Source organism: Nocardiopsis synnemataformans (genome assembly GCF_965343085.1).
Taxonomy (GTDB): Bacteria; Actinomycetota; Actinomycetes; order Streptosporangiales; family Streptosporangiaceae; genus Nocardiopsis; species Nocardiopsis alborubida.
In genome coordinates this window covers 153,314-179,679 of the sequence record NZ_CBDRFA010000002.1, presented here as the reverse complement: position 1 = coordinate 179,679, position 26,366 = coordinate 153,314, and the positions used below count along the sequence as shown (strand labels likewise).

Sequence of the window (26,366 nt, the reverse complement as noted above, 5' to 3'; positions counted from 1 at the left end):
GCGGGCCGCCAACCCTCCAGGGGGACACGGCGCCGGGCCGCCCGCGTGTCGGTACGGTCCGTGCGACACGGGTGTCCGCCGCCCGTCGGAACCGGTCCCGTCGGGAAGGGGCGGTCAGGCCCGCGACGGGACGTGGGCGTCGGCGCGGGTCGGGCCCGAGAACACCGCCTCCAGGGCCAGCCCCAGCTCCTCGCCGACGGCCTCGGCGGGGGAGTCGGGTGCGGGGGCGAGCACGGGCCGCGCCGCCAGCAGGGCGCGGGCCAGCCGTTCCTGCCGGTCCAGGCGCACCGCGGCGTCCGCCATCGCCGCGCCCGTCAGCGCGGCGCCCGGACGGGTGGGCGCCGGGGCCGGTGCCGGAACCGGTTCCAGGGCGGATCCGTCCGGCGCGGTGTAGCCCGTGCACCAGCGCAGCCTCCCGCCCGCCCGTGCGGGGGCGTCGGCGTGCGTGACCACCAGCGCGTCCACCCCGCCGGTGGCGGCGAGCGCGTACCGGTGCGCGACCGCGTCGAAGTGCCCGACCCGGAACGCCCCCTGCCACGGGTGCGCGCCGTTGTGCGCCTCGGTCAGCACCGCGCCCAGTTCCGGGTCCTCGGCCACGAGCGGGCCCGCGCCGTGCCGGGTGGTGTAGGTGCGCACCACACCGATACGGCGGGCGTCGCCGGGGCGTCCGGCCTCGGCCAGGAGCGCGAGCGGGTTCGCGGTGGTCGTCGTGGACCAGGTGGTGTATGGGTGGAAGCCGTGCCACTCGTCCAGCAGCACTCCCTGCGCCCCCTCGAACACCACGGGAGAGCGGGCGAGCAGCCGGGGCAGGTGGTCCTCGTCCACCAGCCGCACCCGCCGCGCGAAGGCGAGGTAGGCCTCGACGCACTCCTCGACGTCGGGGTCGGGCTCGGACCGGGTCCCGGCGGGGAGGTTCGGGGCCGCGCCGGGTTCTGTCGCCGCGCCGGAGGCCGCCGCCCCGGGCCCGGCCGCCGTGTCCCCGAACCGGGTTCCCGCGCTCGTGGCGCCGGGCGCGGTTTTCGCAGCGATCCCCGGACCCGTCGCGTCCGGAGGACTTCCCGCGATGGCTGCCGCGTCCGTGGCGCCCGGTGCGGCTCCCGCGGGGACCGGGGACTCCAGAGCGCGGCGCACCGCGTGCAGGTGGTCGGCCAGGCGGCGCAGCTTGCGGCGCAGCACGTCCGGCCGCGCGCAGTCGCCGGCGGTCGGCGCGTCCTCGGGGCGGGCCAGGGCGTAGGCCACGGCCTCGCCCACCCCCATCCCGCAGGAGCCGTGCCGGGCCTCGCCCCGCGCCCGCTCCCGCGTCTGGTTGGCCGCCCGGTGCCACGGCGTGCTGATCAGCGCACGGCGGTCCACGGTGACCAGCGCGAACGGGTCGGGCACGCCGAGCGAGGCCAGGTGCCCGGCCTCGGCGGCCAGGGCGAAGGGGTCCACCACCATCAGCCGCGACAGGTGCGTGGGCACCGGGCCGCCGGGGGCCAGCGTGCCCGCGCCGAACTGGGCGAACGTGTGGTGGCGGTCGTCGGGGGTCACCACGTTGTGCGCGGCCTGGGCGCCCCCGTTGGCGCGCACGACGGCGCCGAAGCGCCGCCGCGCGCACAGCAGGTCGACCGTCACGCCCTTGCCCGCGTCACCGAACCCCAGGTCGACGACGACGGCGTTCCCGTCGGCCCACGGGGTGGTCGCGCCGGTCACAGCCGGTCCACCCCGCCCGCGTCGGCCGGGCCGCCGAGCCCGCCCGGGGTGTCGGCCACGACCACGGGGCCTCGGCTCGCGGACAGCGTCCGCAGCGCCCGACCCACCGCCTCGCCCGCGTCCGAGCCCGCCTCGGCCAGGTCGGCCAGGCCCCTCTCCAGGTCGATGGTCTCCTCGGCGAGCCCGACGGTGACCGCGATGGTCTCCGACACCGCGTCGAGGTCGTCCAGGTAGATGACGTTCTGGCCCAGGTGGGTGTCCCAGAAGCCGCGAACCTTGTCGTTGTGGAAGTGCCCACTGCCGGTCGGCATGATGAAGTACACCTCGAAGCTGCGCCGCAGCTCGGCCAGGATCCGCGGGAACGGGATGTCCTCGGTGACGTCGTCGCCGATTACCTCGCGCACCTCCCGCGCCTTGACCGCCCCGTAGGCCATCTCGTCGCCGATGACGAAGAGGTGGCCGCGCCGCCCGCGCTTCTCCAGGCAGTCCATGGAGGTGTGGCGGGCCATGAAGTACATGGCCAGCTCGTAGGACTCCGTCACCTGGCCGCCACCGCCGCCCTCCAACAGAATGTTGCCCAGGTCGTCCTCCAGTTCGTTGCCGGACTCGAACTGGCCGACCTGGAGCGGGGCCCGGTCGCACGTGGCGTCGCCGATCGCGCCGAAGAGGATCTGCGGGTCCCGCACGTACCCCTTGCGCAGCAGCAGGCCGAACAGGTCGGGCAGCTTGGTCTGCAACACGCGCGGCACGTTGCGCATGGACCCGGTGACGTCGAAGAGCACCGAGATGGCCAGCGACTCGGGGTGCTCGGCGGAGTCGCGGCTCTCGCGCACGCCCACCCCGCGGGGGTCGAGGCTGTCGTGGACCCGCCAGGAACTGCGCGGGGTCGAGGCGAGCACGTCGTCGGTGTAGCCGAAGCTGCTGGAGCCTACGGAGGAGTTGTAGGCCTGACGCGCGTGGTAGGCGTCGGTGGACCAGTTGCTGCTTCCCATGGGGTTCTCCGTAAGTTGTTAGATGGCCCGGGAGGGCCGGGTGTGGCTGATGGGGTCGGAGGCGGGGTTTGAGGGGGAGGGTCAGGCTTCGGCGGCCGGTGCCGGGTCCGGCATGGCGAAGGGGCGGAATCGGCGCGGCCCGTAGAGGCGCTCCAGCGCCTCGTCGAGCTCGCCGAGCAGGGCGAACTCGTCGTGGGGCCTCCGTTCGGGAGCGGGTAGGGTGCAGCCGCGCGCGAAGGCCCGCAGCTGCCGGGGCAGGCGGCCCGCGGTCACGTACTCCACGCACCGGGTCGCCATGTGGATGTCGGTCTGGGCCAACGCGGGGCGGCGTGCGGCCACCTCGGGCGGGTAGAGGTCCTCGCGGCCGGGCACCATCGCCGGGACGTGCGGCGCGGTGCGCGGGGCGTGCGCCGTCACCGAGTAGCACCAGTCGACCAGGACCAGGCCGTGCTCGGCCGGGTGGATCATCACGTGCTCGGGCACGACCGCGCCGTGCACCACCCCCGCCCGTGCGGCGTTGCCGACGGCGACCAGCAGCCGTCGCCACATCCACGCCGCGTCGCGCGGGTCGACGCCGTCGGGATGGGCGCGGCGTACCTCGGCCAGGGTGTGGAAGCCGCGCAGCCGCCCCAGGACGTTGGCCCGCCGCTCCACGCCCGTGGCGGCGTCGCGGTACTTGAAGGACTCCACCAGTTCGGGGACGAAGGCCCGGTAGCGCTCGTGGCCGTGCTCCCGGACGCGGCGCAGCGCGGTCGCCTCGGCCTCCAGCAGGTCGTTGTCGCGCGGGGCGCGGGGCAGCTTGAGCACCGCGCCGCGCCACTCCGGGGCCCGGTAGCGCACCGGGTACAGGTCGGCCACGTCGCCCCGGGCCAGCCGCTCCCGGCCGACCCGGTAGGCGTGCGCGCCGGTGGCCAGGGTGAGGTCGTCGAAGCGCAGGTCGCCCGCGGCCATCGCCCGGTACAGGTCCCACAGTTCGGAGAGCCGGGCGAAGGGGACGGTGCCGCTTCCTGGCGGCGCCGTGTCGGGGTGCAGCGCGCGGGCGAGCCCGCGGTGGCGGGCCGTGGCGGCCGGGGGCACGCCGCCGCCCTCGGGCAGCGGGCCGAACAGCTCCACGGGATCGGCCGCCAGGGCGACCTGGCGTTCGGCGTCCTCGAAGGCGGGGCCGGTGGCCGTCATCGGACTCCTCTCGGGGGTCACTGCGTGCTCCGCAGCAGGGGAGGGTGCAGCAGGGCGGCGCCGCCCGCCCGGTAGAGCCGTGCGCGCCGTCCGCCGCCCGTGCCGCCGCGTTCGGCGAGTTCCCCGGTGTCCTCCACGAACCCGGGGGCGGCGAGGATCTTGCGGTGGAAGTTGGCCGCGTGCAGGGACTGGCCCCACACGGCCTCGTACACCTCGCGCAGCGCCGTGATGGTGAAGGAGGGCGGCAGGAAGGCCGTGGCCAGCGGGGTGTACTCCAGCTTGGAGCGGGCGCGCTCGACGGCGTCGGCCAGGACGTGGCCGTGGTCGAAGGCCAGGTCGAGTCCGGCGCGGGCGCCGTCGCCGTGGCCGAGGTCGCGCCAGGGGATCCAGGCGGCCTCCTCGATGTCCCGGCCGGTATGCGGGTCGGGCAGGTCGGGGGCCAGCAGGACGTAGGCGACCGAGAAGACGCGCATGCGCGGGTCCCGGTCCCGGGCGCCGTAGGTGCCCAGCTGCTCCAGGTGCAGCTCGGTGGGCAGCAGGGTCTTCTCCGAGAGCACGCGCAGGGCGGCGTCGGGCAGGTCGGGGTCGGCGGGGCCGTCCGGTCCGTCCTGGGCCCGGACGAACCCGCCCGGCAGCGCCCACCAGCCGCGCTGGGGGTGCGCGGCGCGCCGCGTCAGCAGTACGTGCGGCGCGCCCGACCGGATGGTGAGGGCGACGACGTCGACGGTGACCGCGGCCGGGGCGAACGCGTGCGGGTCGTAGTCGGCGAGGAACCGGCTCTCGCCCTCCTCGTGCCGCGGGTCGGCCACGTGCGCCTCCAGTTGTTCTCAAGTTGAGTATTTCTCGAACTGAGAGCAACTTAGCACGCGTTTGGTGTCCCGTCCATCCCTTTCCTCCGGAACGCGAAGACGGGGTGCGGGTCGAAGCCGTGTGGTCGCGCCCAGTCGGACGACTACGCTCGCGACAGGGTGGCCCACGTCCGCGGCCGTGCCGTGGCGGGTTCCGGTCCGGATCGGCGCCTTCGGGAGTGGACACGCCCGGGCGGTCCGGAGGCGCAGGTCGGTACCCGCCGCTAGCATGTGTACGAACGGACGTTCGAGAAGATGAGGGTGAGGCGCGTGCGCGTGTTGGGGATCGACCCCGGGCTGACCCGGTGCGGTGTCGCCGCCGTCGACGGCGCCATCGGCCGACCGCTCACCCTGCTCGGCGCCGACGCCGTGCGCACCAGCTCCGACACCGACCTGCCCCACCGGCTCGTGGGCATCGAGCGCGGCATCGAGGAGTGGCTGGACCGCTACCAGCCCGACGCCGTCGCCGTCGAGCGCGTCTTCGCCCAGCACAACCTCAGCACCGTCATGGGCACCGCCCAGGCCAGCGGCATCGCCCTGGTCTGCGCCGCCCGCCGCGGCCTGCCCGTGGCCATGCACACCCCCAGCGAGGCCAAGGCCGCCATCACCGGCAACGGCCGCGCCGACAAGGCGCAGGTCGGCACCATGGTGGCGCGTATCCTCGGACTCGACGGGCCCCCCAAGCCCGCCGACGCGGCCGACGCCGTCGCCCTGGCCATCTGCCACATCTGGCGCGGCGGGGCCCAGGCCCGCGTCGCCCAGGCCCAGCAGGACTTCGCCCGCAAGGTGGAACTGGCCCGCCGCACCCGCGGCCGCTAGCGCCCCGCCCCCAGGAAGGAGAGGGGCACCCTCCCCGGTGCCCACACCAGATGATCGCGTTCCTCACCGGCCGGGTGGCCGCACGCGGCGCGGGCACCGCCGTCATCGACGTCGGCGGGGTCGGCATGACCGTGCAGTGCACGCCCTCCGCGCTCTCGCGCCTGCACGTGGGCGAGACCGGGACCGTGGCCACCAGCCTCGTCGTGCGCGAGGAGTCCCTGACCCTGTTCGGGTTCGCCGACGACGACGAGAAGCACCTGTTCGAGCAGCTCCAGACCGCCTCCGGGGTCGGCCCCCGCCTGGCCCTGGCCATGCTCTCGGTCCACAGCCCCTCCAGCCTGCGCCACGCCGTGTCCACCGAGGACACCACCGCCCTCACCCGCGTGCCCGGCGTCGGCAAGAAGGGGGCCCAGCGCATCGTCCTGGAACTGCGGGGCAAGCTCGACGCGCCCGTGCTCACCGACGGCACCCTGCCCGGGGCCGAGGCCGCCGCGTCCGGGAGCGAACCCCACGGCGCCTGGCGCGGACAGGTGGTCTCCGGCCTGGTCAACCTCGGCTGGTCGGCCAAGGACGCCGAGGCCGCCGCCTCCGCCGTGGCGACCGAGGCCGAGCACACCGACGACGTCGCCGTCCTGCTGCGCAGCGCCCTGCGCAGGCTCAGCCGCGCCTAGGAACAGGGAGAACCCCCGTGTACGACTTCCACGAGGAAGACCCCAGCGGCTCGGCCCCCGGCGGGCCCCCGCCCTACGAGCGCGACGCGGTCTCGCCCGACGCGGGCACGGACGAGCGCCAGATCGAGGGCGCCCTGCGCCCCCGCGCCCTGGACGAGTTCGTCGGCCAGGAACGCGTGCGCGAGCAGCTCTCCCTGGTGCTGCACAGCGCCAAGCGGCGCAACCGGGCGCCCGACCACATCCTGATGTCCGGCGGCCCGGGCCTGGGCAAGACCACCCTGGCCATGATCATCGCCGCCGAGATGGGGGCCCCGCTGCGCATCACCTCGGGCCCGGCCATCGAGCGCTCCGGGGACCTGGCCGCCGTGCTCTCCACCCTCCAGGAGGGCGAGGTGCTCTTCCTGGACGAGATCCACCGCATGGCCCGTCCCGCCGAGGAGATGCTCTACGTCGCGATGGAGGACTTCCGGGTCGACGTCGTGGTCGGCAAGGGGCCCGGTGCCACCGCCATCCCGCTGGACATCGCGCCGTTCACGCTGGTCGGGGCCACCACCCGGGCGGGAATGCTGCCCGCGCCCCTGCGCGACCGCTTCGGGTTCACCGCGCACATGGACTTCTACACCCCCGAGGAGCTGGAGCTGATCCTCCAGCGCTCGGCGGGCCTGCTCGGCGCGCCCCTGGACGCGGACGCCGCGGTGGAGATCGCCGGACGCTCGCGCGGCACCCCCCGGATCGCCAACCGGCTGCTGCGCCGCGTGCGCGACTACGCCGAGGTGCGCGGGGACGGACAGCTGTCGCTGGCCACCGCCCGCGCCGCCCTCGAACTCTACGAGGTGGACGAACTGGGCATGGACCGGCTGGACCGCGCCATTCTCGACGTGCTCATGAGACGGTTCCGCGGCGGCCCGGTCGGCCTGTCCACGCTGGCGGTGTCGGTGGGGGAGGAGGCCGAGACGGTGGAGACCGTCGCCGAGCCCTTCCTGGTCCGCTCCGGCTTCCTGGCCCGCACCCCGCGCGGCCGGGTGGCCACCCCGCAGGCCTGGGCGCACATGGGGCTCACCCCGCCGCCGGACGCGGCCTTCGGCGCTGCGGCGGCCAACGGCGGCGGCACCACGGGCAACTCCGCTCCCGCGGGCACCCCAGGTAACAACGGCACGGCGAGTCCCTGACCGTTGCGTCTGACACCGGGCCCCGATCCGGGCACAATGGGTTCCGGCCGCGCGGATCGGGGACGAACCGTTAACACTCCGATCTCATCCGGTGGGATACCGGTGACCCACGCCACGTAAGCTGGGACGAAACAGCCGATACGGGGCAAGACTCCGTACGTGTCGTTCGACACCGGTGGAACGAGTTGGCCCTCTGGCGCGTTGTACGTGCCGGACAGGTCCGGACCACGCGGTTCGTGCCGATGCGAAGAAGGTGGCCGTCGCGGTGTCCGATCCGACAGCCGTCGGCCACACGACGAAACGTCAGGAAGGACGCCCCCGTGCAGGGCCTTTACCACCTCGCTGCCGAAGGAGAGCCCACGGGCGGACTCCTCGGCATGCTGTTCCCGTTCCTGCTGATCCTCGTGGTGTTCTGGCTGCTGTTCTGGCGCCCGGCCCAGAAGCGCCGCCAGCAGGAGACGCAGATGCACAGCGCCCTGGTCCCCGGTGTCGAGGTGATGACCAAGGCCGGTATCTTCGCCACCGTCGTCGAGATCCACGAGCAGGACGTCCTGCTGGAGATCGCGCCCGGGACCCGCATCCGCATGCTCAAGGCCGGTGTCGGAGAGGTCGTCACCCCGGCCGCCGACGACACCCCGGTGGAGGACCGCCCCGACTTCGGCGACGACGACAAGCCCAAGGGCTAGACGTACCTCTTCGGGCCTTCGCTCCCCGCGCGGTGAGCGGACGGCCCGCCCGTCGCCCGCCATCGCCCGCCGGGGCGCTCCGCGCCGAAGAGGGCTACCACCCTCAACGGACGCTACGCGCGGTACTTTCCCGGTTCGCGCGCGTCCGACCCCGGTACCGGCCTCCACACGGGGGCCGGTACCGCCGTGTCCGGCCCGCCGCGGACCGCCGCCGCGACGCCCCGGAAGGCCCCGGCCCCGTCGGCCCCCACAGCACGAGAACCCAGCAGAAGGCCCATCCCACATGCCCGACGACACCGTCACCGCGGCGCCCGCCCCGAGCCCGGAGCTCATCCGGGCGCACATCCGCGACGTCCCCGACTTCCCGAAGCCCGGCGTCCTGTTCAAGGACATCACGCCGCTGCTCAACCACCGGGAGGCTTTCGCCGCCGCCGTGGAGGGCCTCGCCGCCCCCTTCCGCGCCGCCGGGGTCGACCACGTGGTCGGACTGGAGGCGCGCGGGTTCATCTTCGGCGCCCCGGTCGCCATGGCGCTGGGCTCCGGCTTCGTCCCCGCGCGCAAAGCCGGGAAACTGCCCTCACGGACCATCGGGCAGGCCTATGATCTCGAGTACGGCACCGCGACCGTCGAGATCCACGCCGACGCGGTCTCCCCGGGCAGCCGTGTGCTGATCGTCGACGACGTCCTCGCCACCGGCGGCACCGGCAGGGCCGCGGTGGATCTGGTCCGCAAGGCGGGTGGTACGGTCGTGGGATTCTCCGTCCTGATGGAGCTCTCCGCGCTCCGGGGACGGGACAGGGTGCCCGACGTGGAGCTGCACACCCTCCTCACGGTCTGATCCGGCCGACCCGCGCCGCGGCCGACGCCCCTCCCCACGGGGGAATGCGCGACGGCCCGTCATCGTTGACGTACTCCACCACCGGGGGTGAGCCTGCCGGTGGTCAGTGTCACACCCGCCGCCGGGTGCGGCGGGAGCGGGGAGGCCGAGGCCGTTCCCGGCGGGAACGGCCCCACTAGACTGGTGGGAGAGGTACCGCGGCGGCCACGTCACGACTGGCCCTGATGACACACGTGCACCGGTGGAGCCGGGCGGCGCTGACGGCGCCCGCGCGACCGGACGGATCCGCGGGAGGTAGGCATGCCAAGCGAAGTGGTCTCGACCGGGGCGGTACCGACGGGCGAGACGCGGCGGGACGCCTCCCAGGAACCGCGACCGGACGCGCCCCAGGGGCGCGCGGACGGTACCGGCGCGCGGGACGCCGCCACAAGACCACGGGGAGACCGGCCGGAGGGCGCCGCGAACGGAGCGGCGCCCTCCGACGTCTCCGGAGCGGGGGCCACGCGGCAGCCGCCCCCCTCCACCACGCCCTCCACGGTGCGAGTACGCAGAAGGCTCGCCCGACTCGGCGCCCAGCGGGGAGTGACGATGAACCCGGTGCTCGAACCACTGATCAAGACAGTGCGGGCCACCCATCCCAAGGTGGACGTGCGGCTGGTCGAGCGCGCCTACGAGGTTGCCGCCCACCACCACCGCGACCAGAAGCGCAAGAGCGGCGATCCCTACATCACCCACCCGCTCGCCGTCGCCACGATCCTCGCCGAGCTGGGCATGCAGGAGGCCACCCTGGCCGCCGCCCTCCTGCACGACACCGTCGAGGACACCGACTACTCCCTGGGCGAGCTGCGCTCGGACTTCGGCGACGAGATCGCCGAGCTGGTCGACGGGGTCACCAAGCTCGACAAGGTCAAGTACGGCGAGGCCACCCAGGCCGAGACCGTGCGCAAGATGGTCGTGGCCATGGCCCGCGACATCCGCGTGCTGGTCATCAAGCTGTGCGACCGGCTGCACAACATGCGCACCCTGCGCTACCTGCCCTCCCGCGCCAAACGGGAGAAGAAGGCCCGCGAGACCCTGGAGATCTTCGCCCCCCTCGCCCACCGGCTGGGCATGAACACCATCAAGTGGGAGCTGGAGGACCTGGCCTTCGCCACCCTCTACCCCAAGCGCTTCGACGAGATCGCCCGCCTGGTGTCCGAGCGCGCCCCGCGCCGCGACGTCTACCTCCAGGAGGTCATCGAGGCGGTCTCGGCCGACCTGCGCGAGTCCAAGCTCAAGGCCACCGTGCGCGGGCGGCCCAAGCACTACTACTCGATCTACCAGAAGATGATCGCCCGCAACTGCGGCTTCGACGAGATCTACGACCTCATCGCCGTGCGGGTCCTGGTGGACAGCGTCCGCGACTGCTACGCGGCCCTGGGGACCATCCACGCGCGGTGGAACCCGGTGCCCGGCCGGTTCAAGGACTACATCGCGATGCCCAAGTTCAACATGTACCAGTCGCTGCACACGACGGTCATAGGGCCCTCGGGCAACCCGGTCGAGCTCCAGATCCGCACGCGCGCGATGCACCGGCGCGCCGAGTACGGCATCGCGGCGCACTGGAAGTACAAGGAGGACCGGGGCAGCGGGGGCGAGAGCAAGCCCCGGGGCGGCTCCGACATGCAGTGGCTGCGCCAGCTCATCGACTGGCAGCAGGAGACCAAGGACCCGGGCGAGTTCCTGGAGTCGCTGCGCTTCGACCTGTCGGTGCAGGAGGTGTTCGTCTTCACCCCGGGCGGCGACGTCATCTCGCTGCCCCAGGGCGCCACCGCCGTGGACTTCGCCTACGCGGTGCACACCGAGGTCGGCCACCGCACCGTGGGCGCCCGCATCAACGGCCGCCTGGTGCCGCTGGAGAACGAGCTGCACAACGGCGAGACGGTGGAGATCCTCACCTCCAAGACGCCCGACGCCGGACCCAGCCGCGACTGGCTGAACTTCGTCAAGAGCGCCCGGGCCCGCAACAAGATCCGGCACTGGTTCACCAAGGAGCGCCGCGAGGCCGCCATCGAGCAGGGCAAGGACGAGATCGCCAAGGTCATGCGCAAGCAGGAGCTTCCGGTCAAGCGCCTGTTCAGCGGTGAGGCGATCATCGGCCTGGCCAGCGACCTGCGCTACCCGGACGTGGACTCGCTGTACGCGGCCGTGGGGGAGCGCCAGGTCAGCGCCCAGCACGTGGTCGGCAAGCTCGTCGACTCCATGGGCGGCCTGGAGAGCCACACCGAGGACATCGCCGAGTCGGCGCTGCCCACCAAGGCGGCCACCCGCCAGCGCCAGCACGGCAACCCGGGCGTGGTCGTGGAGGGCGACGCCGACGTGTGGGCGCGCCTGTCCAAGTGCTGTACCCCCGTGCCGGGCGACGAGATCGTCGGCTTCGTGACGAGGGGCAACGGGGTGTCGGTGCACCGCCGGGACTGCGTGAACACCGCGACGCTGGACACCGACCGCATGGTCAAGGTGGACTGGTCGCCCACCGAGGACTCCATGTTCCTGGTGGCGCTGCACGTGGAGGCACTGGACCGGTCCCGGCTGCTGTCGGACATCACGCGGGTGCTGAGCGACCAGCACGTCAACATCCTGTCCGCGACCGTCCAGACCAGCCGCGACCGCGTGGCGCAGAGCCGCTTCACCTTCGAGATGGCCGACCCCGCCCACCTGGGCAGCGTGCTGCGCGCGGTGCGGGGTGTGGACGGCGTCTACGACGTCTTCCGCGTCCGCAACTGATCCCGTCGGACGGCGGGGGAGGCCGCGGGTACGGCGGTCCCGTCCCGGCACCGCTTCCGGGGCTACGCGGACACGACCGGGCCGGACACGGCCGGGCTCCGGGCACCCGCGCGGGGAGCCCGGGGCCCGTGCGCGCCGGTCAGATGCGGATCGTGGTCGAGCGCACGATCTCGAACACCGGGTGGCGGTCGGCCTCGGCCGCGAACGCCTCCTCGGGGGCGTCCGGCGGCGTCTCGAAGTACAGGCCCACCACGGCGGAGCGCGGGTGGTCCAGGTACTCCTTGAGCAGCGGGGCGGCTTCCTCGGCTCCCAGTTCGCGCACGCTGATCAGCTCGATCCAGCCGCCCTGGCGCAGCGTCGCGAAGCCGTCCCCGCGCAGGTTGCGGACCCAGTCCATCTCCCCGTAGGGGGAGACCAGGAACCGGCCGCGGTCGCTGTCCAGCACACTGAGCGGGATGGTGCGCAGGAAGCCCGACTTGCGCCCACGCGTGGTGAGCAGGTGCAACTCGGGCAGGCACACCCCGTACTTGACGAAGCCGCTGACGACGGCGTTGGCGGTCCGCCGCAGCCCCGTCATCTCGAACCGCTTCGTCGGCTCGTTCCCCATCTCGGCAACTCCCTCGCTCGGCTGCTCCCCATTCTGGTGGCTGCGCGCACCCGGCGGCACCGGGGGAGGCGCACATCCCGCGGCGAGTCCCCCTGACCGGCCCGGACACGGACCGAAGCGGAGGGTCCGCAGGGGTACGGTCAGCGGAAGGCGGAGATCCCCGTCACCGACTGGCCGATGCTGAGCGCGTGGATCTCCTCGGTGCCCTCGTAGGTGGCGACCGTCTCCAGGTTCACCATGTGCCGCATCACCGGGTACTCCAGGGTGATGCCGTTGGCGCCGTGCACCGAGCGCGCCGCCGCCGCCACCCGCTGGGCGGCGGCCACGCACGAGAGCTTGCCGAAGCTCACGTGGTTGTGGTGGCAGCGGCCCTCGTCCTTCAGGCGCCCGATCCGCAGCGCGGTCATGGCCGCCTGGTTGACGTCCACCACCATGTCGGCGAGCTTGCGCTGGGTCAGCTGGAACCCGGCGATCGGCCGACCGAACTGCTCGCGGCTCAGCGCGTACTCCAGAGCCGCCTCGTAGCAGGCGCGCGCGGCGCCGGCCGCGCCCCACACGATGCCGTAGCGGGCCTCGTTCAGGCACGACAACGGCGAGCCCAGACCGCGGGACCCGGGCAGGACCGCGTCTGCGGGCAGCCGTACGCCCTCCAGCACCAGTTCGGAGGTGATGGACGCGCGCAGCGACAGCTTGCGGTGGATGACGTTGGCCGAGAAGCCGGGCGTGTCGGTGGGCACCACGAACCCGCGCACGCCCTCGTCGGTGGCGGCCCACACCACGGCCACGTCGGCGACCGAGCCGTTGGTGATCCACATCTTGGTGCCGTCGAGCACCCAGTCCGCCCCGTCCCTGCGGGCGCGGGTGCGCATCGAGCCCGGGTCGGAGCCGGAGTCGGGCTCGGTCAGGCCGAAGCAGCCGATCGCCTCACCGGCGGCCATGCGCGGCAGCCACGCCTCCTTCTGCTCCTCGGAGCCGAACTTGTGGATGGCCGCCATCGCCAGCGAGCCCTGCACCGACACGAAGCTGCGCAGGCCCGAGTCCACGGCCTCCAGCTCGCGGCAGGCCAGGCCGTAGGCGACCGCGCTGGAGCCGCCGCAGCCGTACCCCTCCAGGTGCATGCCCAGCACCCCGAGGGAGCCGAAGGCCCGGGCCAGCCCGCGCGGGTCGGGCAGGGTTCCCGCGTCGAACCACTCGGCCACGTTCGGCGCCAGCTCGCGCGCGGCGAAGTCGCGCACGGCGTCGCGGACGTCGCGCTCGGTGTCGGACAGGTCGGCGTCCACGGCCAGGAAGTCGCGCGGGTCCGGGGCGGCGGGCTTGCGGGAGTCGCTCATGGTCGGGTGTCCCTTCGTGGTGCTGACGGCCGATGCGGCCGGGTGGATCCGGTGCGTGACCCGCTGAGGTGTCAGGGCAGGTCGGGCTGCTGGACGGCGCCGCGCGCGACCATCGCGTCCACGCTGGCCCCGTCGACGCCGAGTTCGGCCAGGACCTGCCGGGAGTGCTGCCCCAGCAGCGGCGGCGCGGTGAGCGGTGGCGGGGTGCCCTCCAGGCGGAACCCCGCGCGGACCTGTTCGAGCAGCCCGGCGGTGGGGTGCTTCACGGTGCGCAGGACGTCGTCGCCGCTGGCGTCGGCGGTGCGCAGCGCGTCGAGCACCCCGCGCACCCGCCCCACAGGCACCCCGGCCCCCACCAGCAGCTCCATCCAGTGGTCGGCGGGCCGGGAGCGCAGGGTCGCCGACAGTTCGCCGACCAGCTCCTCCCGGTGCGCCACCCGGCCGGGATTGGTGGCGTAGCGCGGGTCCGCGCCCAGGTCGGGGCGGTCCAGGGCCGCGCACAGACGCTGGTACAGGGCGTCGTTCCCGGCGGCGACGACGATCTCGGCGTCCGCCGTCGGAAAGGCCTGGTAGGGCACGATCGTGGTGTGCGCGTTGCCGACCCGGGCGGGCTCGGTCCCCGTCACCAGCGCCTGCTGGGTGATGTTGACCAGGCCGGAGAGGGTGGAGTTGATCAGCGACACGCTGATGTTCTCCCCGCGCCCGGTGACGCGGGCCCGCATGAGCGCGCCCAGAACGCCCACGGCGGCGTTGAGCCCGGTGAGCACGTCGGTCAGGGCCACGCCCACCTTGCTGGCCGGTCCTCCGGCGGGCCCGGTGGTGGCCATGAGCCCGCTCTCGGCCTGCACCACGATGTCGAAGCCGGGGCGCGTCGCGGGCTCGTGCTCGGGCCCGAAACCGCTCACCGAGCAGTACACGACGGCCGGGTTGCGGGCGCTGACCGACTCGTAGCCGAGCCCGAGTCGGTCGATCACCCCGGGCCGGAAGTTCTGGATGACCACGTCGGAGGCCGCGCACAGCTCCTGTACCGCGGCCAGGCCCTCAGGGTCCTTCAGGTCCACGGCCAGGCTGCGCTTGTTGCGGTTCACCGACAGGAAGTAGGCGGCCTCACCGTGCCCCTCGGTCCCGGCCTCCCCGGCCCAGGGCGGACCCCAGGAGCGGGTGTCGTCGCCGCGTCCGGGCTGTTCCACCTTGACCACCTCGGCGCCCATGTCGGCGAGCAGCATGGTGGCGTAGGGGCCCGCCAGCACGCGGGACAGGTCGGCGACGCGTACGCCCGCCAGCGGCAGCGGCGCGGTCCGGTGCCCGCTTCCGGTCGCGGCTCCGGCTCCGGTCGCGGCTCCGGCTCCGGTCTCGGGCCCGGCCTCGGTCCCAGACCGGGGCCCGGCCCCGGTTTCGGCCCTGGCTCCGGTTCCGGCTTCGGTGCGTGCCCCGTTTCCGGAAAGGTCGTCGGTCACGACAGCGCCTCCTCCCCGTCCTCGGGGGCTCCGGGCAACTGGTCGCCCTCCCGCAGCTGGCCGTAGGTCTCCAGGCAGCGGCGGAGGGCGGTGGTCAGCGCGGCGCCGGACTGGCCCGCGTAGCGGGTCTGTACCCGCCGCACCAGCTCGGCGACGTCCTCGGTCACCGACGCCCCCTCGACCAGGGCGCGGAAGAAGTCCCTGGCCAGCTCGGTGAGCAGGGTGGTGTCCGCGGCGACGACGCGCCCGTCGGCGGTGTCCACGGCCAGCACGACGCCGAGCCGCTGGTACTGGGAGTGGCTCGCCACCGAGTCGGGGAGACGGGCGTAGCCGGACACCAGGACGACCCTGGGATTGCGCAGGACCTGCTGGATACGGTCGTCGCCGTACAAGGTGGACACCTCTCGCTCACGGGCACGCGAAAACTCCGATGCTCTGGAGTCTCGCGCCTGGAGGGCGGCCGGGGGAAACCGGACACCCGCGGCGTGAGGGCAGGCAGGCACAAGTATGTCCCCACCGCGCGCACCGCTGTCAAGCGGGGCGGTGGTCCGGGCCACACCCCGTTCCCCTGCCGCGCGCCGGACGGCTGTGTTAATCTGCCTCGCAGGTCACGAGTACCAGCGTCAAGCCCCGGCTAGCTGGTCGGCAACCCTCCTACCGCGGTGGGGTGCCCCGGGTGAGGACCAGGTCCCGACACGACCGTGTCGGACAAGCGCGGACCCCTGAGGCGTTGCCGGAGTGACATCTCCGCGGGTCCCACGACCCGTAGGAGAGGTGCCTTCATGACCACTGCCGTTTCCGTCCACGCCGTCCGTCGCACCGCGCCCCCGGCCGACCCCGGCGCGTGCACCGTCGTCACCTCCGACGAGGGCGTCCCCCTGGTCACCGGCGAACGCGTCGAGTACGCCAACTTCGACTACGCGGCCAGCGCCCCGTGTCTGACCCCGGTGGCCGAGGCCCTGTCCGCGGCGCTGCCCTACTACGCCAGCGTGCACCGCGGCGCGGGCCACCACTCCCAGGTCAGCACCGACGCCTACGAGCGCGCCCGCCGCAGCGTCGCCCGCTTCGTGGGCGTGCGCTCACAGCCCGCCGACGCCGTGGTGTTCGTGCGCGGCACCACCGACGCCCTCAACCTGCTGGCCCGTTCGGTGCCCGAGGGCTGCACGGTGGTCGTGTTCGAGTCCGAGCACCACGCCAGCCTGCTGCCCTGGGAGCACCCCGCCGCCCGGGCCGGTCGGGTGGTGCGCCTGCCGCTGCCCGCCTCCCCGGAGGACGCGGTGGAGGCCGCACGCTCCGCGCTGCGCGGGGCCCCCGAGGGCCCGCGCCTGCTGTGCGTGACCGCCGCCTCCAACGTCACCGGCGAGATCTGGCCGGTGGAGGAACTGGTGGAGGCCGCCCACGCCGAGGACGCGCGCGTGGTCGTGGACGCCGCCCAGTACGTGCCGCACCTGCCCTTCAGCCTGGAGGCGACCGGCGCCGACTACGTCGCCCTGTCCGCCCACAAGCTCTACGCCCCCTTCGGCTCCGGGGTGCTGGCCGGTCGCGCCGACTGGCTGCGCGAGGCCACGCCCTACCTGTCCGGCGGCGGGGCCACGCGGCTGGTCACCGAGCACGACGTGGTGTGGAACGACCTGCCCGCGCGGCACGAGGCGGGCAGCCCCAACGTGCTGGGCGCCGTGGCGCTGGCCGCCGCCTGCGACGCCCTCGCCCCCGACACCCAGGAACTCCTGCACGTCCGCGAGTCGGCGCTGCTGGAGCGGCTGCGCGCGGGGCTGGCCGAGATCGACGGCGTCACCGAGCTGACCCTCTGGGGCGGGGAGCACCCGCGGGTGGGCATCGTGTCGTTCACCGTGGACGGCCTGCCCGCCGACCTGCTGGCCGCCTCCCTGTCCGCCGAGTACGGGATCGGGGTGCGCGACGGCCTGTTCTGCGCCCACCCGCTCACCCGGCACCTGCTGCCCCGGGGCCACGCCCAGGCGGTGCGGGCGAGCCTGGGGGTGGGCACCACGCGGGAGCACGTGGACCGCCTCGTCGGCGCGGTCGCCGAACTCGTGGCCCGCGGACCGCGCTGGGAGTACGCCGACCGCGACGGCCGCCTCGCCCCGGTGCCCGCCCCCGCGCGGGTGCTCTGACGGGAGCCGCGGAAGGAGCCGACCCGCCGGACCCCGGCGGCGGTGCGGTCGCGGGGCGCTCGCCGTGGCGGCGGGGGCGCGTTCGGGAGCGCGTGTCGAGGCCGTTCAGAGGGGTTCGGGTCGGCGCTGCTACAGCTGGCTGTAGCAGGGGTCGGCGGGTGAGCGGGATGTTTCGGCGGGCCGCGCCTTTGTAGCGTCGGAGACGACACGGCGGACGGTACACCGGCCGTGTCCAGCCACCCACCGAACCCCGGGAGCAGCCGTGTCCGACGACCCCTATCGCATCGACGCCCCGACCGCCGGAGCTCCGTCGACCTCCGTTCCGCAGCCGCCACCGGCGCCCTCCCGGCCCCGGCGCACACCCGCCCGCAGAGCCCTCCTGGTCCTGCTCGGCGTCGTCTTCGCCGGGTCCGCCGCGGCCAACGGCACCCTGTCCCTGCTCGGTCACACGCTGATCGGTTCGGCCTTCGGGCTCACGGCGCTGGTCTCGCTCGTCGCGCTGATCGCCCTGGCCCGCAGGGGCGACCGGTGAGCGGCGCGAACGGGGCGGCCACCGCCCCGGACGCCGACGGCGAGGCCGTCCGGCTCACCGACGTCCACCGCGTCCACTCCGACGGCGAGGGCGCCGTCTCGGCCCTGGTCGTAGGCCGCGACCCCTCGCACCTTGGAAAGCATCCATCACGACACCGGCCGGGGCAGGCGGTACGCGACCGCGTCCCGGACCCACCGGGGTGCTCCGGCCATCTTCATGGAAGCGGCCCTGATCCACGGGGTGGTAGGTGTCGACGCCAACGTCGACCACCTGGCCGCCTGGCGGCTGGACGCGCATGGCAATCCGGTCGGTGACCCGCGCCGCTTTGAGCTCGATCTGTCCGGTGCCGCGTCCCATCGGGACCGCAGGATCGGCGCCATGCCCTGTCCCGGTTGCTGAGCGCCGACCGGTAGCGCGAGGGGGGCCTGACGAGTGCCCCTCCGACGGGGGGCGGTTTCCGTGGTGGAGGGTCGGGCCCTTCCACCACGGGTCAGCGTCTCGGGACGGGTGTCCGGTGGCCGGATGGGGAGCCTCTGTCGCCGGACGGGGCCGTTTCCCAGGAAACGGACGGAAGTGTGCTTTTTGGGACTGTCCGGCCGTGTCGGAAGGCCTTCCCGAGGGCGCAGAGCGGTGACCTGCTGGAATCGCGGGGGAGCGGGGCGTGACGCTCCCCCTCCGTCCGCGGAGCCGGGTGCGTTCACCAGAAACACTTGCGACTCAGGAGGCCCCAAAGGGCGAAATAGGGTACATAACACCCATGTGTGTGCCGAGGGTCACTTTCGCAGGGGGTACCATCGGGCCCTGACGGCATGGCGCGACGCTGTCCGGGCCCGACCGGCCCGCCCCGCCGAGCGTCTGCCTCCCGCGAGCGAACCGGCTGGGGGAGCGTGAACGTGACCAACGTCCGAGGGCCCAAGACAGGTCGGCTCACGGCCGTGTTCCGCGGGCGCGGGGCCGTGCCCGTCCCCGGCCAACGGTCCGGTGTGGTCGACCTCGGCTCCCGCACGGGCGAGCGTCCCGACCCGCGGCACGCCGAGCACACCCGCCTGCACCAGGCCTTCCTGGGGCGCGCGGTCGACTACCTGTCCGCCGACGCGGGCGTGCGCCAGTTCGTCGACTGGGGGTGCCCGGTGCCCGGGACCGCCGAGCGGGTGCACGCCGCCGCCCCCGACGCCTCGGTCGTCCACGTCGCCCCGCACGGCGCGGCGGGCATGCTCTCCACCGCCGGGGCCTCCGTGCTCTCCGGCGACGGATCCGGCACGGACACGCTCCTGCGCCGCCTCGGCACCTCCGGGCTCGTCGACTTCGACGAGCCCGTCGCCGTTCTGATGACCCGCCCCTTCACCGCGGACGACCCGCCCGCCGGGATCGACGGCCTGCACGCCCTCATGCGCGGGGGCGGCTATCTCGCGCTCACCTCCCCGGCGCCCCGCGCCGCGGTGGAGCGCGCCTTCGCCCCCTTCCAGCCGATCGAACCGGGGGTGGCCGACCTGCGGTGGTGGCCCTACCCGGACGAGGACGTGCCCGACCCGGGAACCGGCGTCCTCGCCGGGCTGGGCCGCGCGCCCGGCCGCGGAGGGGGTGTTCGCAGGTGGCGGTGAACTGGACCGGAGAGGTTCTGGCGCAGTTGCGGTTCTACTGGGACTTCTCCCTGTGGCCCCGCCTGGAGGGGCTCACCGACGAGGAGTTCCACTGGGTGCCGGTGCCCGGCGCCTGGACCGTGCGCGAGGGACCGGACGGGCGCCACCGGCCCGACACGGCCGTCCCCGAACCCGAACCGCCGCCGGTGACCACCATCGCCTGGCGGCTCGGGCACATCGTCGTCGAGGTCCTGGAGACCCGCGTCAACTGGCACTTCGGCGACCGCACCGCCACGCGGGAGAACGCCGACTGGCCCGCGACCGCCGCCGAGGCCCGGCAGCGGCTGCGCCACGCCTACACGGCCTGGACCGCGCACGTCCAGGAGTTGGACGAGAGCGGCCTGGCCGCGCCGGTGCGCGGCGCCGAGGCGCCCCAGTGGGAGGACTTCCCGATGGTCGCCCTCGTGCTCCACGTCAACCGGGAGGTCATCCACCACGCGGCGGAGGTGGCCGCGCTGCGCGACCTGTACCGCGCGGAGTACGGCCGCTGAGCCGCCCCCACACCGCGCAGGCCAGGGCCACTTGAGTCACACCGGGAACACTTCCGGCCGGTCACGGCTAGACCACGTGCAGCGGGTCCATCCGCACCTGCGCCAGGTGCTCGTCGCGGCGCGCGCTGCGCGCCGAGGCCGCCACCTTGAGCGACCGGGACAGCGCGCCCACCCCGCCCCGGGGCACCCGCAGCAGCGCGCGCTCCGTGGGGTGGGTGCCGTCCGGGCCGACCGTCCGGTCCGCACCCACCGGCACCGGCCCCAGGAGCTCGGTGCCCTCGGGCAGCTCGATCTGGTCGAGCAGCTCGCGCACGTGTTCGGGGGCGCCGGTGACCGAGGCCATCGCCACCGCGGGAGGGAACCCCAGTTCGCGGCGCTCGGCCAGCTCGCGCTCGGCGAAGCCCGCCGGGTCCCACCGCACGAACGACTGCACCACCGGTAGCGAGGCGTCGGCCGACACCACCACCGTGCCGCCCGGCCGCACCAGGGCCCCCGCGTTCAACCAGCGCCGCAGCGCCTCCTCCGAGGCGCGCAGGTCCATCCGGTTCAGCAGCGCCCAGCCGTCCAGCAGGACCGCCGCCGCGTACCCGTTCTCGGCCACCGGTTCGGCCCCCGGGGTGGCCACCACCAGCGACGGCGCGTCCGCCACCCGCGACAGCACGTCCTCGCGGCCCGAGGTGCGCACGGTCAGCGAGGGGAACGCGCGGCCCAGCTCCTCGGCGGTGCGGCGGGCGCCCACCACCACGGCGCGCATGCGGGTGACGCCGCACTCCGGGCACGCCCACTGACCGGCGACCCGGCCGCACCAGCCGCACGAGGGCATGGCGTGCGAACCGCGCACGGCCAGCGGGCCCCGGCAGGAGTCACAGCGCGCGGGTTCGCGGCACCCGGCGCAGGCCAGTGTGTTGAGGTAGCCCCGGCGCGGAACCTGGAAGAGCACCGGACCGGTCCGGGCGGCCTCGCGGGCCGCGCGCAGGGCCACGCTCGGCATCCGCGCCGACCGCGCCGCCTCGTCGCGGGCCAGCTCCCGGTCGTCCCCGGCCGCCCGGACCACGGGCGCGCGGCGGCGCAGGGTCGCCCGGTCGGCGGCCAGCGGGTGCGCCCACCCCGACTCCACCAGCAGCTGGGCGTCGGTGGTGCGCGTGTGCCCGCCGATCAGGGCACCGGCCCCGGCCCGGTGCGCGCGCATCGACAGCACCGTGCGCGAGTGCGGGTAGGGGGCGTGCGGATCGGCGTGCACGTCGTCGCCGTCGTCCCACAGCACCACCAGCCCCAGGTCCCGCACGGGCGCGAACACCGCCGCGCGCGTGCCGACCACGACCCGGACCCCGCCGCGCAGTACCGAGAGCCAGCGCCGGTAGCGCTCGGCCGGTCCGAGGTCGGCGGTGAGCGCCACGTACCGGCCCTCGCCCAGGCGCTGTTCCAGGGCGTGGTCGACGGCCTGCACGTCGCGGCCGTCGGGCACCACGACCACGGTGCCGCGCCCGGCGGCCAGGGTCTCCCCGGCGGCGACCGCCACCGCGTCCGCCCAGTCGGTGCCGGGCAGGGCGTTCCACACCGCACGGGCGGGCTGGCCCGCGCGCAGCGCGCGCAGGAACGAGGGGCCCTCGGGGTAGTCCGCCCAGGGGCCGGGTTCGGGACCGGGATTCGCCTCGGTGACATCCTGTGTCGCTGCCACCTGTGTCGCTGTCACCCCGGGGGCCACGTCCGCCACGGTTACGGACACCCGCGGGGCGTCAGCGGTGTCCGGCTCGGCGTCGGGGGCCGACCCTGGCGGAGGGTCGTTCGGGTCCGTCCCGGTCGCCGCCGTCCCGGGATCCGCGCCGGACCCTGCTGTCTCCGCGGACGCGTCGGCCCCCGACTTCGCCGCGGCCTTCGCCGCCTCCTTCTCCACGCGGGCGTGGCGGGGCGGCACCGCCAACCGCAGCACGTCGCTCAGCGTGCCCGCGTAGCGGTCGGCGACCGCGCGGGCCAGCCCCAGGATCTCGGGGGTGAGCACGGGCTCGGGGGAGACGACCGCCTCCAGGTACGCCAGCTGCCCCGAGAACTCCGAGGTCTCCACCCGCTCGGCCAGGAACCCCCCCAGCTGGCGGTTGTTGAACCGCACCTTCACCCGGCAGCCGGGCACCGCCGCCTCGTCCATGTCGGCGGGCACCCGGTAGTCGAAGTACCGGTCCAGGTGGGGCAGCGGGGTGTCCACGACCACGCGCGCGACGGGCAGCCGCTCGGCGGGCCCGCGTGGGGCCGGGCGGCGGGATCTGCTTGCCGCCCGAGCCGTGGCCTTCTCCTGCTCCGGAAGGTCGAAGAGGACCCCGTCGGGCTGACCGGGCTGCGCTGTCATCCTCTTCTGTCTACCAGAACCGTGCGACACCGCCCCGCGCACCGGGCGGCGCGGCCCGGCGCCACTGGTAGAACTGGGGAACCGACAGACCGCGGTGGAGGGGAACCCACGTTGAAGCTTGTCTTTGCCGGAACACCGCAGGTGGCGGTACCGTCCCTGCGCGCACTGATCGACTCCGGCCACGATGTCGCCGCCGTGGTCACCCGCCCCGACGCCCGCTCCGGGCGCGGCCGGAAGGTCTCCGCCAGCCCGGTCGGAGAACTCGCCGCGAGCGAGGGCATCGAGGTCCTCAAACCCGCCAAGGCGGGTGATCCCGAGTTCCTGGAGCGCTTGGCGCGGATCGCCCCCGACTGCTGCCCCGTCGTCGCCTACGGAGCCCTGCTGCCCCAGTCCGCGCTCGACATCCCCCGCCACGGCTGGGTCAACCTGCACTTCTCCCTGCTGCCCGCCTGGCGTGGCGCCGCCCCCGTCCAGCACGCGGTCCTGCACGGCGACGACATCACCGGCGCGTCCACCTTCCGGATCGTCAAGGAACTCGACGCCGGTCCCGTCTACGGCACCCTCACCGAGACCGTGCGCCCCACCGACACCAGCGGCGAACTCCTGGAACGGCTCTCCGTCTCCGGCGCCGAACTCCTCGTGCGCACGGTCGACGGCATCGCCGCCGACCGGCTCAGCCCGGTCGAGCAGCCCGCCGACGGCGTCTCCTACGCCTCCAAGCTCACCCCCGAGGACGCCGAACTCGACTTCACCGCCCCCGCCCTGCGCGTGGACCGCACGGCCCGCGCCTGCACCCCCGCCCCGGGCGCCTGGACCACCTTCCGCGGCGGCCGCCTCAAGGTGGGTCCGGTCACCCCCCTCACCGACGCCGACACACCCGCGCTCGACCCCGGCCAGCTGCACGCCGACAAGAAGCGGGTCCTGGTCGGGACCGCCACCCACCCGGTCGTCCTGGGCGAGGTGCAGCCGCAGGGCAAGCGCGCCATGGCCGCGGTCGACTGGGCGCGCGGCGTGCGTCCCGGCGACGAGGACCGCCTGGGGCGCTGAGCTGCCGTAGTCTCGACCTGGCGGCTGAGCCCGCCTGTCCCGTCCCCGGTTTGTTGAGGCAGCACACGTTGAGCGAGCAGTCCCGATCCCCGTACCGCCGTCCCCGCCGCGGCGGGAAGCCCGCGCAGGGCGGCGGCCGGGGCGGGGACGGACAGTCCCCGCCCCGCGACCCCTCCCGCCGCGTCGCCTACGACGTGCTGCGCGCGGTCGGCCAGCGCGACGCCTACGCCAACCTGTTGCTGCCCGCCCTGCTCAGCGAACGCGGCATCAGCGGCCGCGACGCGGCCCTGGCCACCGAGCTGACCTACGGGACCCTGCGCCTCCAGGGCACCTACGACGCGATCCTGGAGGCCTGCGTGGACCGCACGCTCGCCTCCGTGGACACCGAGGCGCTGCCGCTGCTGCGCCTGGGCGCCCACCAGCTGCTGTCCACCAAGATCCCGCCGCACGCCGCGGTCAGCGCCACCGTGGACCTGGCGCGCAGGGTGGTGGGCCACCACCGCGGCCGGTTCGTCAACGCCGTCCTGCGCAAGGTGTCCGCCCGCGACCTGGACGCGTGGACGGCCGTGGTCGCCCCCGACCGCGCCACCGACCCCAGCGGGTACCTGTCGGTCGTGCACAGCCACCCGCGCTGGATCGTCAAGGAGCTGGCCCGGGCACTGGGGGAGCGGTCCGCCGGCGGGCTGGTCGAGACCGAGCGCCTGCTCGCCGCGCACAACGAGCGCCCCCGGGTGACCCTCGTGGCCAAGCCGGGCCGCGCCACCGTCGCCGACCTGGTGGCCTCCGGCGCCGAGGAGGCCCGCTACTCGCCGTTCGCCGCCTACCTGCCCGAGGGCGACCCGGCGGCGATCCGCGAGGTGCACCAGAACCGGGCCGCGGTGCAGGACGAGGCCAGCCAGCTGGTCGCCCTCGCCCTGACCAGGGTGGACGCCCACGGCGACGACGCGCGCTGGCTCGACATGTGCGCGGGGCCGGGTGGCAAGGCCGGTCTGCTGGCGTCCCTGGCCGGGCAGCGCGACGCCCGCCTGCTGGCCGGCGAGGTGCAGCCCGCGCGGGCCGGGCTGGTGGCCGGTGCGGTGCGCCGCTCCCCGCGCGACGCGGGCCGGGTCGTGGTCGCCGACGGGACCAGGCCCGCCTGGCGTCCGGGGGCCTTCGACCGGGTGCTGGTGGACGCGCCGTGCACGGGCCTGGGCGCGCTGCGCCGACGCCCGGAGTCGCGCTGGCGGCGCACCGAGAGGTCGGCCGCCGATCTGGCGCCGCTCCAGCACGACCTGCTGGTGAGCGCGGTCGAGGCCGTGCGCCCCGGCGGTGTGGTCGCCTACGTCACGTGCTCGCCGCACCTGGACGAGACCGACGGGATCGTGCGCGGGGTGCTCTCCGAGCGCGACGACCTCACGCTGCTGCGCGCCGCCGACTACCTGGACGGGGTACCCGACCTCGCGGCCGGTCCGGAGGGAAGGTACGCCCAGTTCTGGCCGCACGTGCACGGGACCGACGCGATGTTCCTGGCGCTGCTGCGCAGGTCCGAGCAGACCTGAGCCCGCCCGGGGCCGTCCGCGACCCGTCCGGGGGCGCCCGCGCGGTGTTCAGGCGCCGCCGTCCGGCCGGGGCGGGGGTGAGGGCGCGGGCACCGGCGGCATGCTCGCGCGCAGGCGCAGGGTCAGCCGCTCGCCCAGCTCCCCGCTGAACGACCCGTCGTGCGCCACCCCCGCGCGGTCGGCCAGCTCCACCGCGTGCAGGCGCACGACGGCCTCCACCAGCGTGGCGTAGGTTCCGGCCGCCGACCGGGCCCGCACCCACGCGATCCCCGCCACGGCGGCCGCGACGAGCACGGCGGGCCACCACCACACGGTCAGCGGCAGGTACAGCAGCGCCCACGCCGTCAGCCCGGTGGCGCGGGCCAGGTCCTCGCGGGCCCCGGTGACCTCCACGCGCTCCTCCTCCGGCAAGACCAGCCACAGGTGCGGCCACAGCACGGCCAGGTCCGCGCGGTGGTCGCGGGCCAGCCGCGTGCGCACGGCCCCGATCCGGTCACCGCACCAGGTGGGGCGCTCCGGCCGCTCGGGGGAGAGCCGCGCCATGCGGTCGTAGGCCTCCGCGAACGCCTCCTCCCCGCCCCCGCGCCGCGCCCGCTCGACCTCCCCGCGCAACCGGTCCCACCTCGCGCGGCGCGACCGCACCCACCGCCCGGTCCAGCCGCGCAGCGGCGGCGGCCACCGCTCCCAGTCCGCGGCCGTCCACAGGCGCTCGACCAGCCAGCCCAGCCCCCGGGCGACCAGGCCCACGGCGGTGCTCCCGGCCAGCACGGCGGCCAGCACCAGGGCCTGGCCGCCGAGGGTGTCCACGCGCGGGTCCGCGGCCCAGCCGGTGACCCGCTCGGCCAGGTGTCCCACGTCCCACGCCCCGGACCATCCGAGGGCGTACGCGGCGGTGGCGACGGCCAGGTAGAGGGCGCCGGGCAGCGCGAGGGCGCTGCCCCACCGCTCGGTGAGCCTGCGGCCCAGTTCCGCCCACAGGTCGCCCACCGCCTACCGCCCTCGTGGCGGGCGCAGGGAGGCGCCGCTGACCAGGCAGACCGGCACGTCCTCGGCCGGTGTGGGCTCCCACGTGCGCGCGCACCGGCCCTGGGGGCACCCGTACAGGGCGAAGGCGGGGCGGGGCAGCCCGACCCCGGCCACCCCCGCGCCCCCGGACCCCACCCGGTGCACGCCGTCGGCGTGGGCGGCCAGCCCGTGCCCGTCGAGGGCGACCAGGGCCTCCTGGAGCCGGGCCAGCTCCGCCGACGCGTCCCCGCCGCCGTGTGCGGCCCCGAGCACCGCGTCGACCAGCGCGGGTCCGCCGGGCACCCGTTCCAGCCGGTCGCGGATGTCGCGGGCGTGCTCGCAGACCACGCCCAGTCCCGTCGCGGTGTCCTCGCTCACGGATCTCCCACCCTCCCGGCCGCTCTTGCGCGCGGGCGCCCGCCACGGCACCTGGCACGGGCCCCACCTCCCCGGGGGCCGTTTCCGGTGCGCGCGGGCGCCCTCCCCCCACTCCTCTCGGCCAGTCCCGTGTCCGAAAAGGGCGATTTGTAATCTACGTCGTAAAGATCCGCCGCAGAGCCATCCCCGCGTGATGGGGGGGAGAGAAAC

The 26,366-nt window shown here is 74.7% G+C and carries 24 protein-coding genes and 1 riboswitch; of the genes, 13 read left to right on the top strand and 11 right to left on the bottom strand.

The features are described 5' to 3' along the window. Nucleotides 1-114: 114 nt before the first annotated feature. The 4 genes from ACSIH6_RS01850 to ACSIH6_RS01835 all read right to left on the bottom strand — a co-directional run bounded on the left by ACSIH6_RS01850 (nt 115) and on the right by ACSIH6_RS01835 (nt 4,669). Nucleotides 115-1,692, bottom strand: coding sequence for an adenylosuccinate synthetase (locus ACSIH6_RS01850; RefSeq protein ID WP_435105875.1), 1,578 nt, complete (start codon nt 1,690-1,692; stop codon nt 115-117). After that, entirely contained in the window at nt 1,689-2,684 is a 996-nt protein-coding gene (locus tag ACSIH6_RS01845) for a hypothetical protein (RefSeq protein WP_435105873.1), read from the bottom strand. Before ACSIH6_RS01845 ends, ACSIH6_RS01850 begins: the two co-directional genes overlap by 4 nt. An 81-nt stretch (nt 2,685-2,765) precedes the next feature. Further along, nucleotides 2,766-3,860 carry a molecular chaperone DnaJ gene (locus ACSIH6_RS01840; RefSeq protein ID WP_435105871.1) on the bottom strand — a complete coding sequence of 365 codons (1,095 nt, stop codon included), beginning with the start codon at nt 3,858-3,860 and terminating at the stop codon, nt 2,766-2,768. A gap of 17 nt (nt 3,861-3,877) precedes the next feature. Continuing rightward, nucleotides 3,878-4,669: an NUDIX hydrolase gene (locus ACSIH6_RS01835; protein WP_435105869.1), complete on the bottom strand. Its 792-nt coding sequence runs from the start codon at nt 4,667-4,669 to the stop codon at nt 3,878-3,880. Nucleotides 4,670-4,978: 309 nt separating this feature from the next. On the opposite strand from ACSIH6_RS01835, the gene ruvC reads away from it, so the two are divergent. From ruvC to ACSIH6_RS01805, 6 genes are all read left to right on the top strand, one after another. Next, nucleotides 4,979-5,527 (top strand): crossover junction endodeoxyribonuclease RuvC, encoded by a 549-nt coding sequence (ruvC, locus tag ACSIH6_RS01830; protein WP_435105992.1) that lies wholly within the window; start codon nt 4,979-4,981, stop codon nt 5,525-5,527. Between the two features lie 50 nt (nt 5,528-5,577). After that, the gene (gene ruvA, locus ACSIH6_RS01825) at nt 5,578-6,198 is read left to right on the top strand and encodes a Holliday junction branch migration protein RuvA (protein WP_435105867.1); all 621 of its coding nucleotides are present in this window, start codon (nt 5,578-5,580) and stop codon (nt 6,196-6,198) included. A gap of 17 nt (nt 6,199-6,215) precedes the next feature. Next, the gene (ruvB, locus tag ACSIH6_RS01820; protein WP_435105865.1) at nt 6,216-7,367 is read left to right on the top strand and encodes a Holliday junction branch migration DNA helicase RuvB; all 1,152 of its coding nucleotides are present in this window, start codon (nt 6,216-6,218) and stop codon (nt 7,365-7,367) included. A gap of 320 nt (nt 7,368-7,687) precedes the next feature. Continuing rightward, a complete protein-coding gene (gene yajC / locus ACSIH6_RS01815) occupies nt 7,688-8,053 on the top strand; it encodes a preprotein translocase subunit YajC (RefSeq protein WP_435105863.1) in 366 nt (121 codons plus the stop codon). Between the two features lie 283 nt (nt 8,054-8,336). Beyond that, a complete protein-coding gene (locus ACSIH6_RS01810) occupies nt 8,337-8,891 on the top strand; it encodes an adenine phosphoribosyltransferase (RefSeq protein WP_435105861.1) in 555 nt (184 codons plus the stop codon). A 588-nt stretch (nt 8,892-9,479) separates the two neighbouring features. Next, a complete protein-coding gene (locus ACSIH6_RS01805; RefSeq protein ID WP_435105990.1) occupies nt 9,480-11,657 on the top strand; it encodes a RelA/SpoT family protein in 2,178 nt (725 codons plus the stop codon). 139 nt (nt 11,658-11,796) lie between these two features. Here the strand turns inward: ACSIH6_RS01805 and ACSIH6_RS01800 are convergent, their stop codons facing one another. The 4 genes from ACSIH6_RS01800 to ACSIH6_RS01785 all read right to left on the bottom strand — a co-directional run bounded on the left by ACSIH6_RS01800 (nt 11,797) and on the right by ACSIH6_RS01785 (nt 15,444). Next, a complete protein-coding gene (locus ACSIH6_RS01800; protein WP_435105859.1) occupies nt 11,797-12,264 on the bottom strand; it encodes a nitroreductase/quinone reductase family protein in 468 nt (155 codons plus the stop codon). A 140-nt stretch (nt 12,265-12,404) separates the two neighbouring features. After that, nucleotides 12,405-13,595, bottom strand: coding sequence for an acyl-CoA dehydrogenase family protein (locus ACSIH6_RS01795; protein WP_435105857.1), 1,191 nt, complete (start codon nt 13,593-13,595; stop codon nt 12,405-12,407). A gap of 71 nt (nt 13,596-13,666) precedes the next feature. After that, nucleotides 13,667-15,052 (bottom strand): CaiB/BaiF CoA transferase family protein, encoded by a 1,386-nt coding sequence (locus ACSIH6_RS01790; protein ID WP_435105855.1) that lies wholly within the window; start codon nt 15,050-15,052, stop codon nt 13,667-13,669. Beyond that, nucleotides 15,049-15,444 (bottom strand): DUF3870 domain-containing protein, encoded by a 396-nt coding sequence (locus ACSIH6_RS01785; protein WP_435105853.1) that lies wholly within the window; start codon nt 15,442-15,444, stop codon nt 15,049-15,051. The genes ACSIH6_RS01790 and ACSIH6_RS01785 overlap by 4 nt, the downstream gene beginning before the upstream one ends. Before the next feature lie 214 nt (nt 15,445-15,658). Further along, nucleotides 15,659-15,773: riboswitch (SAM riboswitch) on the top strand. 61 nt (nt 15,774-15,834) lie between these two features. Here ACSIH6_RS01785 and ACSIH6_RS01780 point away from each other — a divergent pair. The 5 genes from ACSIH6_RS01780 to ACSIH6_RS01760 all read left to right on the top strand — a co-directional run bounded on the left by ACSIH6_RS01780 (nt 15,835) and on the right by ACSIH6_RS01760 (nt 19,847). Next, on the top strand, nt 15,835-17,184 hold the full coding sequence (locus ACSIH6_RS01780) for an aminotransferase class V-fold PLP-dependent enzyme (RefSeq protein ID WP_435105851.1): 1,350 nt from the start codon (nt 15,835-15,837) through the stop codon (nt 17,182-17,184). 262 nt (nt 17,185-17,446) lie between these two features. Further along, on the top strand, nt 17,447-17,716 hold the full coding sequence (locus ACSIH6_RS01775; RefSeq protein ID WP_435105850.1) for a hypothetical protein: 270 nt from the start codon (nt 17,447-17,449) through the stop codon (nt 17,714-17,716). Nucleotides 17,717-17,932: 216 nt separating this feature from the next. After that, on the top strand, nt 17,933-18,115 hold the full coding sequence (locus ACSIH6_RS01770) for a hypothetical protein (RefSeq protein ID WP_435105848.1): 183 nt from the start codon (nt 17,933-17,935) through the stop codon (nt 18,113-18,115). 494 nt (nt 18,116-18,609) lie between these two features. Further along, the gene (locus tag ACSIH6_RS01765) at nt 18,610-19,317 is read left to right on the top strand and encodes an SAM-dependent methyltransferase (protein WP_435105846.1); all 708 of its coding nucleotides are present in this window, start codon (nt 18,610-18,612) and stop codon (nt 19,315-19,317) included. Continuing rightward, complete coding sequence (locus tag ACSIH6_RS01760) at nt 19,308-19,847, top strand: DinB family protein (protein WP_435105844.1); 540 nt, start codon at nt 19,308-19,310, stop codon at nt 19,845-19,847. The genes ACSIH6_RS01765 and ACSIH6_RS01760 overlap by 10 nt, the downstream gene beginning before the upstream one ends. A 67-nt stretch (nt 19,848-19,914) precedes the next feature. On the opposite strand, the gene ACSIH6_RS01755 is transcribed toward ACSIH6_RS01760, so the two are convergent. After that, entirely contained in the window at nt 19,915-22,188 is a 2,274-nt protein-coding gene (locus tag ACSIH6_RS01755; RefSeq protein ID WP_435105842.1) for a primosomal protein N', read from the bottom strand. 111 nt (nt 22,189-22,299) lie between these two features. Between ACSIH6_RS01755 and fmt the strand changes: the two genes are divergently transcribed. Continuing rightward, complete coding sequence (gene fmt, locus ACSIH6_RS01750) at nt 22,300-23,235, top strand: methionyl-tRNA formyltransferase (protein ID WP_435105840.1); 936 nt, start codon at nt 22,300-22,302, stop codon at nt 23,233-23,235. A gap of 68 nt (nt 23,236-23,303) precedes the next feature. After that, complete coding sequence (locus ACSIH6_RS01745; RefSeq protein WP_435105838.1) at nt 23,304-24,773, top strand: RsmB/NOP family class I SAM-dependent RNA methyltransferase; 1,470 nt, start codon at nt 23,304-23,306, stop codon at nt 24,771-24,773. A gap of 48 nt (nt 24,774-24,821) precedes the next feature. On the opposite strand, the gene ACSIH6_RS01740 is transcribed toward ACSIH6_RS01745, so the two are convergent. Next, nucleotides 24,822-25,760 (bottom strand): hypothetical protein, encoded by a 939-nt coding sequence (locus tag ACSIH6_RS01740; RefSeq protein ID WP_435105836.1) that lies wholly within the window; start codon nt 25,758-25,760, stop codon nt 24,822-24,824. Nucleotides 25,761-25,763: 3 nt separating this feature from the next. Next, on the bottom strand, nt 25,764-26,156 hold the full coding sequence (locus tag ACSIH6_RS01735; protein WP_435105834.1) for a hypothetical protein: 393 nt from the start codon (nt 26,154-26,156) through the stop codon (nt 25,764-25,766). Between the last annotated feature and the right edge of the window lie 210 nt (nt 26,157-26,366).